Annotated in this window: 12 protein-coding genes; 10 read left to right on the top strand and 2 right to left on the bottom strand. The window is 33.4% G+C overall.

The window, feature by feature from the left end; genetic code table 11:
- The first annotated feature begins 13 nt into the window (after nt 1-13).
- The 10 genes from OLM61_RS07640 to OLM61_RS07595 all read left to right on the top strand — a co-directional run bounded on the left by OLM61_RS07640 (nt 14) and on the right by OLM61_RS07595 (nt 13,324).
- Nucleotides 14-988 (top strand): type IX secretion system membrane protein PorP/SprF, encoded by a 975-nt coding sequence (locus tag OLM61_RS07640; protein WP_264525792.1) that lies wholly within the window; start codon nt 14-16, stop codon nt 986-988.
- Between the two features lie 158 nt (nt 989-1,146).
- Nucleotides 1,147-2,334, top strand: a complete 1,188-nt coding sequence (locus OLM61_RS07635) for a phosphoglycerate kinase (RefSeq protein ID WP_264525791.1) — start codon at nt 1,147-1,149, stop codon at nt 2,332-2,334.
- Nucleotides 2,335-2,444: 110 nt separating this feature from the next.
- Entirely contained in the window at nt 2,445-4,286 is a 1,842-nt protein-coding gene (locus OLM61_RS07630) for a LysM peptidoglycan-binding domain-containing protein (protein WP_264525790.1), read from the top strand.
- Between the two features lie 46 nt (nt 4,287-4,332).
- Entirely contained in the window at nt 4,333-5,301 is a 969-nt protein-coding gene (locus tag OLM61_RS07625) for a DUF4837 family protein (RefSeq protein WP_264525789.1), read from the top strand.
- A gap of 86 nt (nt 5,302-5,387) precedes the next feature.
- Nucleotides 5,388-6,029 (top strand): DUF1579 domain-containing protein, encoded by a 642-nt coding sequence (locus tag OLM61_RS07620; protein WP_264525788.1) that lies wholly within the window; start codon nt 5,388-5,390, stop codon nt 6,027-6,029.
- A gap of 141 nt (nt 6,030-6,170) precedes the next feature.
- The gene (locus OLM61_RS07615; protein WP_264525787.1) at nt 6,171-6,620 is read left to right on the top strand and encodes a GNAT family N-acetyltransferase; all 450 of its coding nucleotides are present in this window, start codon (nt 6,171-6,173) and stop codon (nt 6,618-6,620) included.
- Nucleotides 6,621-7,093: 473 nt separating this feature from the next.
- A complete protein-coding gene (locus OLM61_RS07610) occupies nt 7,094-9,487 on the top strand; it encodes an outer membrane beta-barrel family protein (RefSeq protein ID WP_264525786.1) in 2,394 nt (797 codons plus the stop codon).
- Between the two features lie 94 nt (nt 9,488-9,581).
- Nucleotides 9,582-9,713, top strand: coding sequence for a hypothetical protein (locus OLM61_RS07605; RefSeq protein WP_264525785.1), 132 nt, complete (start codon nt 9,582-9,584; stop codon nt 9,711-9,713).
- A gap of 70 nt (nt 9,714-9,783) precedes the next feature.
- On the top strand, nt 9,784-11,055 hold the full coding sequence (locus OLM61_RS07600; protein ID WP_264525784.1) for a hypothetical protein: 1,272 nt from the start codon (nt 9,784-9,786) through the stop codon (nt 11,053-11,055).
- Between the two features lie 73 nt (nt 11,056-11,128).
- Nucleotides 11,129-13,324, top strand: coding sequence for a peptidase domain-containing ABC transporter (locus OLM61_RS07595; protein ID WP_264525783.1), 2,196 nt, complete (start codon nt 11,129-11,131; stop codon nt 13,322-13,324).
- Here the strand turns inward: OLM61_RS07595 and OLM61_RS07590 are convergent, their stop codons facing one another.
- Both OLM61_RS07590 and OLM61_RS07585 read right to left on the bottom strand, forming a co-directional pair.
- Nucleotides 13,325-14,128, bottom strand: coding sequence for an OmpA family protein (locus OLM61_RS07590; RefSeq protein WP_264525782.1), 804 nt, complete (start codon nt 14,126-14,128; stop codon nt 13,325-13,327).
- Nucleotides 14,129-14,133: 5 nt separating this feature from the next.
- Nucleotides 14,134-15,771: a S41 family peptidase gene (locus OLM61_RS07585; protein WP_264525781.1), complete on the bottom strand. Its 1,638-nt coding sequence runs from the start codon at nt 15,769-15,771 to the stop codon at nt 14,134-14,136.
- Nucleotide 15,772: the final 1 nt, after the last annotated feature.

Below are 15,772 nucleotides of genomic sequence, written 5' to 3'. Positions count from 1 at the left end.
AAAAATTATTACAATGAAAAAGTTTATTTTATCTTTAGTACTCATGGCTGTAACAACAAGTTACAGCCAAGAGTTAAACCTACCAGTTTTTACACAGTATTTAGCAGATAATCCATTTGTTATCTCACCAGCCTTTGCCGGTATTGGAGATAACCTTCGAATTAGAGCCAACGGACTTACACAATGGGTAGGGATAAAAGATGCACCGGACAACCAGTCGCTTTATGCCGATTTTAGAGTATTGGATCGTTCAGGAGTCGGGATCAATGTGTACAATGATAAAAATGGATATACACGCCAGACGGGAGCTAAAATTTCCTTTGCGCATCACATCATCCTGGATTATTATTCAAAACAATACCTGTCTTTCGGACTTTCGTATAACTTTAATAGCTTCCGTATTGATATTGATGAATTCAATAACACTATCGAACACCCTATTCTGGATCCGGCTGTAACTGACAACCGATATACCGCAAACAGCAACTTTGATGTGAGTGCCCTGTATCGTAACAAAGCATTTTATATCAGTTTTAATGCGAACAACGTACTAAAGAAAAACACCAATAAATACAGAGGAGTTGAACCTTCGCTGCTTTCCAATTATCAGGTCTATTCTGGTTTTATTTTTAAAGACGGAGAAAACAGCCGTATCGAATACGAACCATCAGTTTACTACCAATACTTCGCAAGTGACAATCGTTCTACAACCGATTTTAACTTCAAGTACCGACGTTACAATCGTTACGAAGACTACTATTGGATCGGGGTTTCTTATCGTTTCTTAAACGACCAGTTTCCAAAACCGTTATCCGTTGGACCAATGGTAGGTTTTATGAAATCTAAATTCTACTTCGGATATTCGTATCAGGTAATGTTCAACGATTTGGGGAATTACAACACAGGAACACACTCCATAACAATTGGTTTTGATTTCCTACAATCTATCAGTAACTGTCCTTGTACACAAAGCCCGGTTCACGATTAAAGAAGCATTTTTAGCGTCTTTAAAAGTTAATTTGTTTTTTTTCTTAAATTATATCGTTTTCGCTGTTGCAGCGGGTTTAATTTTACATTTTTCAAATTTGTTGCAACTCTAAAAGTTCTATATTTGTTTTCTATCAGAAAAAATTAAAAAATTATCAAATGAAAACTTTAAACGATTTCGACTTTAAAAATAAAAAAGCAATTATCCGTGTGGACTTTAATGTGCCATTGGATGAAAATTTTAATGTAACCGACGCTACGCGTATCGAAGCCGCAAAACCAACTATTGATGCTATTTTGGCGCAAGGCGGAAGCGTAATTTTAATGTCGCATTTAGGCAGACCAAAAGGAGCAGAAGAAAAATATTCGTTAAAGCACATTTTAAAAACAGCTTCTGAAATCTTAGGAGTTCAGGTGAAGTTTGCTGAAAACTGTGTTGGAGAAATAGCGCAGTCAGCTGCAGCTAACTTGCAGCCTGGAGAAGTTTTATTATTGGAGAATTTACGTTTTCATGCTGAGGAAGAAGCAGGAGATGTTGCTTTTGCAAAAGAATTGGCGTCATTGGGAGACATCTATGTAAACGACGCTTTTGGTACTGCACACAGAGCACATGCTTCAACAACGATTATTGCACAGTTTTTTCCAACAGAAAAATGTTTTGGAACATTGTTGGCAAAAGAAATAGAAAGTTTAAATAAAGTACTTAAAAATAGTGAAAAACCGGTAACAGCAGTTCTTGGAGGTTCGAAAGTATCTTCAAAAATTACCGTTATCGAAAACATCTTAGACAAAGTAGATCACATGATCATTGGTGGCGGAATGACATTTACATTCGTTAAAGCACTGGGTGGTAAAATTGGAGAATCTATTTGCGAAGATGACAAACAAGAGTTAGCACTTGAAATTTTGAGACTGGCCAAAGAAAAAGGAGTTCAGGTTCACATCCCGGTTGATGTAATTGCTGCAGACGCTTTTTCTAATACAGCAAACACTCAGATAGTTGATGTAAACGCAATTCCTGATGGATGGCAAGGTCTTGACGCAGGTCCTAAATCTTTAGAAAACTTTAAGAAAGTAATTCTGGAGTCGAAAACAATCTTATGGAATGGTCCGTTAGGAGTTTTTGAAATGGAATCTTTTGCTAAAGGAACGATCGCTTTAGGCGATTATATTGCTGAAGCTACAGAAAACGGAGCTTTCTCATTAGTGGGAGGTGGAGATTCTGTTGCAGCAGTAAAACAGTTCGGATTTGAAGATAAAATGAGTTATGTTTCTACCGGAGGTGGAGCTATGCTTGAAATGTTAGAAGGTAAAATTTTACCTGGAATCGCCGCGATTTTGGACTAAAAAATCACAATTAACATTTTTTTGCATATTTTTCATCCATAAACTGTTTAAGTTTGCAAAACTAAGGTTTCTGTAATGAGTTGAATTATAGAATTTTAAAAAAATGTTATATGATTGTAAAAAAAATAGCAATAATGGTTTCCGCTTTTTTTTCAGTATCCATGTTAGCACAGGATGTTGCAAAAGCAAATGCTGAAATTAAGCCGGTTGTAAAGATATCGTATTTAGATTCTGTTAAAAATACTTTCAAGAAAAATGAACTGGCAACACGTGTTGACAGTCTTTGGATGAACGAATTAGTAAGTCTGGATATTTACGATGATCTGACAAAAGACATTCAAACCATCAATACAGATGTAACCGTTGATGAGGAACTGCCAACAGATTTGCTAAAACAACGTCTGCAGGCAATGAATGGGAAATCGCCTTTTACTATTGAATACAATCAGGGATTAGAAAACATCATAAAGTCATTTCTTAAGAATCGTAAAAAGTCGTTTTCAAGATTAATGTCTTTATCCGAATATTACTTTCCAATTTTTGAAGATGCTTTTGCCAAGCAAAATGTACCTTTAGAAATTAAATATTTAGCCGTTGTAGAATCTGCTTTAAACCCTAAAGCAGTTTCTAAAATGGGCGCCACCGGAATCTGGCAGTTCATGTACGGAACCGGTAAACAATACGCTCTTAAAATAGACTCTTATATCGATGAGCGCAGCGACCCGCTTAAAGCAACTGCTGCAGCATCAGAATACATGAGCAAAATGTTCAACATCTTTGGTGATTGGGAACTTGTTCTGGCATCCTACAATTCAGGACCTGGAAATGTGACCAAAGCCATTCGTCGTTCTGGCGGAAAAACAAAATACTGGGACATTCGCAGTCATCTTCCAAAAGAAACTCAGGGGTATGTTCCCGCTTTTTTAGCAACCATGTACCTTTTCGAATACCATAAAGAACACGGAATTAATCCACAAAGAGCCGTAGTTAAAAATTTTGAAACCGATACGGTTCAGATTAAAAACCAGATGTCATTCAAACAAATAGCCGATTTGTTAGACATGCCGCAATCTCAGTTACAGCTTTTAAATCCTTCTTATAAATTAAATGTAGTGCCTTATTATCAGGGAGAGCAGCACTTTCTGCGTTTGCCAAAAGATAAAATTGCCACCTTTGTTTCAAACGAAGACAAGATTTATGCCTATGTAGCCTATCAGGCTCAGAATAAAACCATGCCTGTTCAACTGGCAATGAAGACAGCACCAAGAACAAAATACAGTGCAAAAGTAAAAGAGGATTCTTCCAAAGAGATTCAGTTTTACAAAGTCAGGAAAGGGGATAATCTGGGAGCAATTGCCGAAAAGTACAATGTGAGTATTGTCGATCTGAAGAAGTGGAACAATCTGAAATCAAATTCGGTTGCCTTTGGAAGAAACCTGAAAATTAAATCGGAAATAGACGCTTCGGTTAAAAATCCAAAAGAGACTAAAGCAACACTTGCGATCGATAAAAAAACAGAGGAAGCTATTGCGTCTGCTGATGATAAAGATAAAAATAATGCACAGCCACAAGAGTATGTGGTAGCGGCCGGAGACAATTTAGGCAGCATTGCAAAGAAATTCGGTACGACTATTGCGGAGTTAAAAGAACTAAATAGTCTGACTTCAAATAATATTGGTTTAGGAAAAACTTTGGTAGTTTCTAAAGCGGTTCCTGAAATTGTTGATGAGAATGCGGTAACAACTGCTATTGCTTCAAACAATTCAATTGATTCGTTCAAGAAAAAAGCAACAACAAAAGCCCTGGGTGAAGACTATTATGTTAAAAAAGGAGATTCGTTGTATAGTATTTCTAAAAAATATCCGGGAGTAACCATTTCCGATATTAAAAAGTGGAATAACATTAAAGACGGAGACATTAAACCAGGAATGAAGCTTAAAATAAACGGATAATAAAAAATCTTATATAAATTTGGGTTTTATTTCATAACTTAAGAGAATGAATAAAACCCATTTTTTATTGCTGTTACTTCCGTTGCTCTTCATTTCGTGTTTTAAAAATGAAAAGCAGGACGAACCTGTATCCGGAAAAACCAATTCGATTTCTGTCATCATCGACGATCAGTTATGGTATGGCGAAGTAGGAGACAGCATTAGGAACAAATTTGCTTCACCCGTTTTAGGACTTACACAAGAAGAGCCTCTGTTTACTATTAATCAGTATCCGGCCCGTTTACTCGAAGGTTTTGTTACCGATAGCCGAAGCATAATTGTCGTAAAAAAAGCAACTGCTGATAAGTTTGAAGTAACCCACAGCAGATCATTACCCCATAACACTTTTAGAATTTACGGAAAATCAGTTGATGATATTATTTGCAGTATCGAACTCAATTCGGCGCAAATCATCAAAATAATCCGGGACACCGAAATCAAAAAAATCCAGGAAGATAACAGTAAATCCTTGTTGAATCAAGCTGTTATAAAAAACAAATTTCATATCGATCTGCAAATTCCGACCGGATATGAATACATGTTGCACAAAAAGAACTTTATCTGGTTAAAAAAGGACATTATAAGCGGCAACACCAGTTTGTTGATTTATCAGATCCCAATTCACAGTTTTGAAAAAAGTAGCAATGTAATTGATAACATTATCCGGATGCGCGACTCCGTTGGAAGTTACATCAAAGGCAGAGAGCCCAACACGCGTATGATTACGGGAGAGGCCTACGCCCCTTATTTTTCGACCATAACTTTAGATGGAAAGAAAGCCTTTGAAACCAAAGGAACCTGGGAGCTAAAGAACGATTTTATGGCCGGACCCTTTATCAACTATGCAATTGTAGATGAAATGTACAAAAGGATTTTGGTAATCGAGGGATTTTGCTATTCACCGTCAAATGAAGAACGTGATTTGATGCTGGATCTCGAAGCAATAATAAAATCGGTTAAAATCGATAAACGCTGATTGTTTGGGGTTTAGGTTTGTAACAGAGCGACGGCAAGTTAATTTTTCTTAATTTTGTTTGATAACAAACATTAAAACAGATACTTATGAAAAATTTAATTGTAACATTGTTAATGTTAGTAGTGTGTTTTGCGTCCTGTAAAAAAGAAGAGAAAACACAAGTTGAAACCGGTGGTGTTTCGGATAGTACTAAAACCAAAGAAGCAGTAACCGAACAACCGCTTGATTCGGCAGCACAAATGAAAGCCTGGCAGGCTTATGCAACTCCTGGAACTCCTCATAAATTAATGACAGATGAGGTTGGAACCTGGAACTGCGATATGACTTTCTGGTCAGAACCAAATGGAAAACCTGAAAAAGCCACTTCAACCGCGAACATCAAAATGATTCTTGGCGGACGTTATCAGGAATCCAATTATCAGGGAACGATGATGGGACAGGCTTTTGAAGGCAAAAGTACACTCGCTTACAACAATGCCAGTAAAGAATATACCACAACTTTTATCGATAATATGGGAACCGGAATGCTCGTGGCAACGGGTAAGTATGATGAAAGTACCAAAAGCATGGAACTGAAAGGAGATATGGTTAATCCGTTAAATGGGAAAAAAACACCTTATCGGGAAATTTATACCATAGTAGATGCTAAAACGCGCAAGATGGAAATGTTCGATGTAAAAAACGGGGAGGAGTTTAAGAGCATGGAAATTATTATGAAGAAAAAATAAGATAATACTTCCGTACTAAATAGAAATCCCGATTGTAAACAACAGTCGGGATTTCTATTTGATAGTATTTAGTGTAATTTTGCTTTTAACGGAAGTTAGAACCACAAAAACAATAGAACCAAAATTATAAATAAAAGACGAATGGAACTAAAATGGAAAATAAAGCCATTTGAGGCATTAAATGTAAACGAGCTATATGATGTGCTCAAATTAAGAAGTGAGATCTTTGTAGTAGAGCAAAACTGTGTTTATTTAGACCTTGACGGTAAAGACAAGAAAGCATTGCACCTGATTGGCGAGTACGATGGGAAAACAGTGGCGTATGTACGTTTGTTTGACGCAGGAATCAGTTTTGACAATGCTTCAATCGGACGTGTGGTGGTAGATGCCAATTACAGAGACCGAAAATGGGGACATGACCTAATGCGTGAAGCAATTGCTGCCATAAAATCGAATTTTGATAAAGAAGCCATAACCATTGGTGCGCAGCTGTATTTGAAAAAATTCTACGAGAGCCACGGATTTGTGCAAACCAGTGAAATGTATCTGGAGGACGATATTGAACACATAGAGATGCAACGCAATAAATAATTTAAATTTTTTTTTAGTGCTGAATTTTCTTTTTTTAGGATAAAATAAGATCAAGGATTGAGAATGATTGTAAGGTTATATCTGTTTGAACAGTTTTGAGGATATCTTGCCGATAGATATCCTCTTTTTTTATACCTAATTCTTTGGCAATTTTTGCCCATTCCAATTCGGTTATTTTTTTAGCCTATTTTCTCTTCTACTATAAGTTGGATTGTGTCATCTCAATTAAATCGGCTAATACATCTTGAAAAAGGCCTTTTTCAAGATGTATTTTTTTATTGGTTTTTCCATTTTTATTTCAAAATATTCTTATAATAAATAGTATTTTTAATACAATTTTTTGTTTTTTATATAAATAATTAAAGATAATTCGTATAAAATCGCATAAGGCTTTTTTGTTTTCCTTTATATATTTGCTGTAAGAATAATTGGCTATTTTTTGATTCTTTCAACCCTGCTAAATACAAAATCTAATGAGTAAGATTTACATTTCAACATTTTTGTTAATGATAGTTCCAACAAGTGTATTTTCTCAAATAAAATTAACAGGTAAAATTGTTAACCAAAATGAAAGCGCAATAGAACTTGCTGAAATAATTGTTTTTGATCAGGATTCTACAATTATTAAAAGTGAATTATCCAGTAGCAATGGAGAATTTGTTTTATTAATCGATAGTGGAAAATATTTTTTTCAAATTAAAAAAATTGGAATTAAAACAGTTCAACAAAACATTGATATTACTCAAAATATAGATTTAGGAATAATAAGGGTAAATGAAAATAAGCAGAACTTAGACGAGGTCGTTGTAACTTCAAAAAAGAAAGTTTTAGAACGAAAGATTGACAGATTGGTCTTTAATGTCGAAAGTTCTATTGCTGCAACTGGCGGAGATGTTATTGATATTTTAAAATTAACACCGAGAATAAAAGTTCAGAATGATCAAATTGCCATGATTGGCAAAAGTGAAATGAGCGTAATGATAGACGATCGATTATTGAAACTCACAGGCGATGACTTAATTAATTATTTAAGAACATTAAAAGCAGAGCAAATAAAAAGTATAGAAGTAATTACGAATCCACCTTCAAAATACAATGCAGACGGAAACAGTGGAATTATAAACATAAAAACTAAAAAGCTTAAAAATGACTCATGGAATTCTTCGATAAGGTCAGTTTATCACCAGGCAACTTACGCAAAAGGAGAAACAGGGATAAGTTTTAATGCAAAGAAAAACAAAATTACTTTAAATACAAATTTAACATATGCGAATGGCTCGAATGCACCTGTCGAAAATAGAGTAATTAATTATCCCGATATCAGTTGGAAAGAAGAAAAAAACAAAAGAGATTATTCAAATGTGTTTTCTACTAAACTGGGTTTAGATTATAAGATTACAGATAAAATATCTACAGGGTTTTTATATAATGGAATAAGAAATAAACCCTCAACAAAAGAAAACATTTTAAGTACATTAAGTAATCTTAATAGTGAAGGTATTAATTCTTTATTAATCACAAATGCAAATAATGAGCGAAATAGAATTTCAAATTCCTTGAACTATAATTTTATCTACAAAATAGATACAGTTGGTAAAGTTTTATCTCTTGATTTTGATTATTTTGATTATAAAATTGATACGCAGAGATTTTTTGAAACAAATACCTATTCAAGTGATTATGTGCTAATGCCAAGTTCATTTGTGTCAGCATTTAATGTAGGTAATCAAAAAATAAAAAACTATTCTTTCAATATTGATATGGAACATCCGACAAAATTGGTGAATTTGAACTATGGAGGAAGATTTTCTTGTATCAATACAAATAACGGATTTAGTTTTTTTGATATAAAAAATGGAAATTCTATAAAAGATCCTTTACAGAGTAACGAATTTCTTTATAAAGAAGATACTCAGGCATTATATTTCTCAGCGCAAAAAGAACTAGGCGAAAAATGGGATTCTAAATTTGGACTGCGTTTAGAAAATACTCAAACCACAGGAAACTCTAAAACATTATACGAAACTCATAAAGTAAATTATACAAAACTATTTCCAACATTTTATGTCTCATATACTCCAAATGACAACAATTCATTCTCTCTAAATTACGGAAGACGCATTAACAGACCAGATTATAATTTTTTAAATCCGTTTGTTTGGATTTATTCGCCATATTCATTTGCAGTTGGAAATCCATTTTTACAGCCTTCATATTCTCAAAATTTCGAATTTGAGTATGCATACAAAGATAGTTTAATTAGTTCATTTTACTTCTCATATCTAGAAAATGGATTCGAAGAAGTTGCAATTATTAATGCAGCAACAAATGTTCAAAAAAACATTCCTCAAAATTTCCTTACCAATAAAATGGCAGGTTTTAACCAAACGATAATTATTGAACCTTTTCAAGGTGTAAAAATAAATTTTTATGCTGATGTATATTACAGTTCAACCTCGTCTAAGATTCCAGTTACACTTGATTATTTAAAAAGTTGGAACGGAGAATTTTCATTAAGCAATGATTACACTTTAAATAAAAAGAAAACAATCGTTTTTAATTTGTCTTACATCTTTGCGACAAACGGAGTAGATAATTTAGATACCAATACAAGTTTTAATCAATTAAATGCAACACTCAAAGTTTTGCTTTTAGAAAAAAAATTAAATATATCACTCAACGGAAACGATATATTAAGTTCTAGCAGAACAACTTATACATCTTATTCAAATGATATTAAAACGTCCTTCAGAAATTATTATGACAGCAGATATTTCAGATTAGCAATAGTGTATGATTTTGGTAAAAAATTCAAAACGCTAGAAAATAAAAACATCAACGAAGAAGAATATAATAGAACAAAGTGATAAAATATAGAAGACATCTTGCAAGGTGAGACCGATAAAGTTCTAATGTCTTTAAACTTTTGAGCACATTCTTTAAACAATTAAATTTATTACCATGAAAAATCAAAAATTCGATGCGAAAAGTTTTTTAAATGTAAAAACTTTATCTCCACTAGAAGAAACTAAAGTTAAAGGTGGATTAGAAGATGATGTTAAAGTTAAGATCAAAATTAGAACAAATAAATAATCTTAGTTTTATAAAAAAAGGTTAGGAGAGTTTTATTCTCCTAACTTTTATTAACTTTTAAAAACATTTTATGGAAGTAAATAATATCAGCCGCAATGATTTAAATGATTTTTGGTGGGATAATTTTTTAGTTAAAAATGAAAATTTCTCTAAAACAAATGTTTTCGAAAATGCTTTAACGCAATCGAATGTTGATAAAATGAATGTTGAAGTTTTGAATATTTTACGAAATATGTCAAAATTTAATCTAAACGTCGAAGGTTTTCGTTTTTATCTTGATGGTGAAGAACAAAGTGAAAAATATGTTGTAAACAATGTTTTTAGCAATCCGCCATTAGAAAAAGAAAACATCGAACAATACTCAGAAAGGGTTTTTAACGGACAAAAATTCGCGATTATCATGAATTTTACCGAAAAATATTCTAACGAAATGGCAAAAACAGTCCGACTATTATTAGACCCGTTAATAAAAAAACTAGGAATACCTGTTTTAGGTTTGGACGGAACTATTTTTATAGGAAATTACGGCTATACACCATTAGGAATTCATAGAGACAGACGTGGAGAAAATGTTATTCACTTTCACTTAGGTCCCGGTGATAAAATAATGTATAACTGGGAAAACGAAATTTATGACAAAAAAGCCAGTTCCAAGACAAACAATACAGAAATAGAGCCTTTACTTGAATATGCCATTAAGTATCAGTTTAAAACAGGAGATATTTATTATATGCCTTGGGATAAGTGGCATGTTGGGTATTCCGGCGATTTATCAGTTGCCTATACATTATGGTTTAATAACCCAACAAAAGAAAGATATACAAAACAAATGTTTAAGTCTTTTGCTATTCAATACATACAAAAAGATGATTCTGTACTAACTATTGATACAGATACAAGCAATATTAAATCTCTTTTGTCTGTTCAAAATTTAAATGACGAAACTACAGTTGTTGATTTGTTAAATCATGTAAGTAACGAATATAGATATGCAATTTTAAGCAATGGTGGATGGTCAGGTCTTCCACTAACACTTACTTCTGAAAAAAGATTCAGTATAGATGAGGATTATAACATACTGGATAATACAAAAGTTCAGGTTCCTCAATTTTTTAAACTCTATTCAGTTTTGTTTGAAGATGAACTTACTTTTTTCGCCAGAGGTTATAAAATGGAAATAAGATACCATTCAGAACTCGAAGTAATTATTGACAAGCTAAATACAAATCAGGTTTTTAACGTAAATGATTTAATTAAAAATCTTGTAAAAGATTGGCCAAAAGATGCTTGTTTATATTTCCTTGCAATGTTGTATGATAAAAAGGCACTTGAAATAATTTAGGTTTAAAGAGTACCAATAAATCAAGACGGAATTAAAGTAACATGGATCATTATTTAATTTAACAAAACAATATATGCCTTCTTTTCAATTCAAACATCAACATGATAAAATGGATTGTGGTCCAGCTTGTTTGAGTATGATAGCAAGTTATTATGGTAAAAATTATTCTCTAAAATATCTTAAAGAAAGCTCATTTATTACAAGAGAAGGAGTTTCTTTAAGTGGTATAAGAGAGGCCGCTAGTAGTATTGGTCTAGATACATACTCCCTTAAAGTTAAATTGAATGAACTTATTGAACGCAAAGAATTTTTTCCTTGTATATTGCATTGGAATCAAAATCATTTTGTGGTTTTAAGGAAAATAAAAAAAACTTTTTTTTCTAATAAGTATTATTTCCATATTGCAGATCCTGCACACGGTCTTATGAGAATTTCTGAAAACTTCTTTTTAAAATCTTGGTATTCAGGTGATAGTACTGGTGTGGTTTTGTTTTTACTTCCCACAGAGGAATTTATGAATAAAGAACCAATTGTAGAAGATAAGATAAGCATAAAGCAAATTTTCCCATTTTTGTATCCACATAAAAGAAAATTTATAGCAATCTTCTTTTTGCTTTTTGCCGGAAGTATTTTAACATTAGCTTTTCCTTTTTTAACGCAAAAATTAATTGATAATGGTGTCAACGGAAAAGACATGAATTATATTTTACTGATTCTGTCAGTTCAATTAGCGGTGTTTTTTGGTTCAATCTCTATTGACGTAATTCGAAATTGGTTAATGCTTTATGTTGGCTCTCATTTAAGCATTTCTATTATTTCAGATTTCATTAAAAAAATCCTTCGATTACCAATTAAGTTTTTCGACACTAAAAAAAGAGGTGATTTTATTCAGAGAATTCAGGACAATGAGAGAATAGAAGAGTTTTTAAGTTCTCAAAGTCTTACTACATTTTTTTCAATTATTACTTTTATAGTATTCTTTGGCATTTTCTTATATTATGATTACAGGATTTTTTTAGTATATATAATGTTGACAATTATATCTTTAAGCTGGTCTTTTTATTGGCTAAAAAAGAGAAAAATATTAGATTACTATCGTTTTCAACAAAGGTGCGAAGATCAGGGATCAATTTATGAGATCATTAATGGCTTAACAGAAATGAAACTTAATAAATTTGAAGACTTTAAACTTAGAGAATGGGAGTCAATACAACAAAAATTATTTAAGATAAACCTTAGAATTTTAAGAATAGACCAGTTTCAATTATCAGGCTTTGAGTTTATTAATCAGATTAAGAATATTTTTGTAACTTTTTTAGCCGCATCTTATGTAGTAAACGGAACGATGACTCTGGGGCAGTTATTGGGAGTTTCTTATATTATTGGACAAATGAACTCGCCAATTCAGCAATTGGTAATTTTTTTTCGTTCTCTTCAGGATGCAAAATTAAGTTTAGAACGATTAAATGAAGTTCAGAATCATCCCACTGAATATATAGAAAATCAAAAAGAAATTTCTAAGGAAGAGCATTTTTTTATTGATATCAAAAATGTATCATTTCAATATGAAGGACCAAAGTCGCCCTATGTTTTAAAAGATATTGATTTTATTATTCCCGAAAGTAAAATTACAGCAATAGTGGGGGCAAGCGGTAGCGGCAAAACTACATTGTTAAAATTACTATTAAAATTCTATGAACCTACAAAAGGAGAATTGTATGTAAATTCAAAAAACATTAATTCGATTTCAGCCAGAAGTTTAAGAGATAATTGTGGTGTAGTAATGCAGGATGGATTTATTTTTTCTGATACAATTGAAAGAAATATAGCAACGGGAGATGAATTTGTAGATAAAGAAAGGCTTTTGATGGCCGTAAAAATTGCAAACATAGAAAACTTTATTTCTTCTTTACCATTAGGATACAATACTAAAATTGGAGCTTCTGGAAATGGTTTGTCCGGTGGGCAGAAGCAACGAATTTTAATTGCACGGGCAGTATATAAAAAACCTCATTATATATTTTTTGATGAAGCGACAAGTGCATTAGATGCTGATAATGAAAAAATCATACATGATAATTTGCAGCAATTTTTTAAAGGTAAAACAGTATTAATTATTGCGCATCGTTTAAGTACTGTAAAAAATGCAGATCAGATTATTGTGCTCAACAAAGGCAAAATTGCTGAAATTGGTAATCATAAAGAACTGGTAGCTAACAAATCAGATTATTTTAATTTAGTTAAAAATCAGCTTGAATTAGGAAATTAACTAAAGCTTCGTAATCAAAAACTCAACACGGCGATCGAGATTGTCGCCTTTTCCTAGCGGATATTTGTTACCACAACCTTGGTAGGTCATTCGGTTCTTGGAGATTTTTTTGGAACTCAGATAATAGAATACAGTTTTGGCGCGGTTCCAGGAAAGTCTTCTTTCGTTGGTGGCCCTGTCGATTCCGTCACTATAAATGTCGGGGGTGCAGCAAACGTGCCCCCTAATTTCAAATTTTAGACCTTTTTGCTTTTCTAAGATTATGGCAACCTTGTCTAATTCCTTTTTAGAATTGGTGGTCAGTTTTGAACTTCCAATATCAAACAGTATATTGTCTAAGAAAACTTTGTCGCCAATTTTTAGCTTGTTAGGGAACGAGTTGTAAATTCCTTTTCCAAAACTGTTTTTCTTAACGGCTATCAAATCGACGCGTCTGTTTCGGGAGCGGGTTTCGTGCAGGTTTTCGACAGTGTCGGGCCGTACAACAACACGCCCTTTTCCTTCCAGAATTACAATTTTACCCTGATTGAATCCCGCTTTAATCAACATGTTCTGGATAGTGCTTGCGCGATTGTTAGACAAACGGAAATTGTATTCGTCATTTCCGCGATCATCACAATAGCCATATATTTGTACCGACTCTACTTTAGAGGAGTCGATACTTTTAATAAAACGGTTTACAATTTCGGTTTGTTTTGGAGTAAGATCGAACCTGTCAAATTCGAAATAAATAGTTTCAATGGGTTTTTGCTGTGCCGATAAATTGTAAATAAGAAACAGAAATAGGGCTCTACAAAGCTTCATTATTTTTACATTTTTAAAATCGTTTTGTACTCAGTCTGGTTATTTAATACATTTACTGCTTTTTTAATTTCTGAATTGTTTTTAATGTAATACTGATACAAACCTTCCTGATATTGGTATCTCTTAATCAGTTCTTCCTGTATCAGGTTTCTAATTTCCTTTTGATTTTTATCAAGCAGCGTACTCTCACTTTTCTCCAAAGCAGCTAGTAATTGCTGGTATTCCGGAGCAATAGTTTCGTCTATTTTTTCATTTTTGGCGGCATTCAGCGTGTTTTTCAGGGCCACCTCTGTTTCTGTATCAAAGCTAATTTTGTTGGCTTTTAGATATTGCTTGAAACTGCTGTAATCAGCATCCGTCAAAACAGGTGTTTTATCGCCTAAGTTTGGATTTTTGTAATAATACGTTGTGGCATAATCAAAGATCCCGTCATTTTTTAGCAAGGCTGTTGTAATCGGACTCATTTTGGTTTCGTCCAGTTCGATATCCGGTAAAACACCACCACCATCATAAACGGTTCTTCCTTTTCGGGTTTTAAAAGCATTGAAATTTTTAGCATCGGTTTTTTGAGCGACACCATTTTTATCTTTATGCGCATAATCCAAAGCCTGAATACAACGGCCGGAAGGCGTGTAATAACGTGAGATCGTAACTTTTAACTGAGTCCCGTAAGTCAGATCAACAGAACGCTGTACCAAACCTTTTCCGAAACTGCGGCTTCCCAAAATCACAGCACGGTCTAAATCCTGTAAAGCTCCTGAAACAATTTCGGAGGCTGAGGCGCTTCGTCCGTTTACCAAAATGGCCAAAGGAATCTCAGTATCAATAGGCTCTTTAGTCGTTTTATAGGTATTGTTGTGTTTTTCGATACGTGATTTTGTAGTCACAATAACTTCGTTCTTCGGAACAAATAAATTACAGATATCTATGGCTTCGTTGAGCAAACCACCCGGATTTCCTCTTAAATCAAGTACTATTTGAGTCGCGCCGTCTGCTTTAAGTTTTTCCAGGGCGTCTTTTACTTCGTTGGAAGCTTTTCGGCTAAAGTGCGCCAGAACAATGTATCCGGTTTTGGCATCAATCTTTCCGTAAAACGGAACCGATTTAATATCTACTTCATCCAAAACCAATTCGGTAGTGAAGGTTTTTCCCTGACGCAGGTATTTGATATTAATTTTAGTGTTTTTAGTTCCTTTCAGTAATTGCGAGGCATCATCCTTAAAATCGGCGATCATAACATCACCAATCTGAATGATTTCGTCTCCGGCTTTCAATCCGGCTTTGTCGGCAGGATAGTTTTTATAAGGTTCGCGTACAATTAGACGGTCTTTTTTTCTCGAAATCAAAGCTCCGATTCCGGTATATTCGCCTGTGTTGTTGATTTTGAAATTAACAACATCCTGTTCGTTGAAATAAACGGTATAAGGATCGAGACTTCCCAACATGCTTTTAATGGCCTTGTCCATCAGGTCACCCGGGTTGGTTTCGTCGACATAATTGGTATTTACCGCTTTGAACAACGTGGTAAAAATTTCGATTTGTTTGGCAATTTCAAAAAAATCGTCTTTGAAACTGGTTCCGACAAATAAAAACCCTGCAGCAACAGCAGGTATGATGAATTTCTTCTTGAAATAAGGATACATG

Origin of the sequence: Flavobacterium sp. N502536 (assembly GCF_025947345.1) — a bacterium.
Taxonomy (GTDB): domain Bacteria; phylum Bacteroidota; class Bacteroidia; order Flavobacteriales; family Flavobacteriaceae; genus Flavobacterium.
The sequence above is the reverse complement of the archived record's forward strand: the minus strand, read 5'-3'. Positions and strand labels throughout refer to the sequence as shown.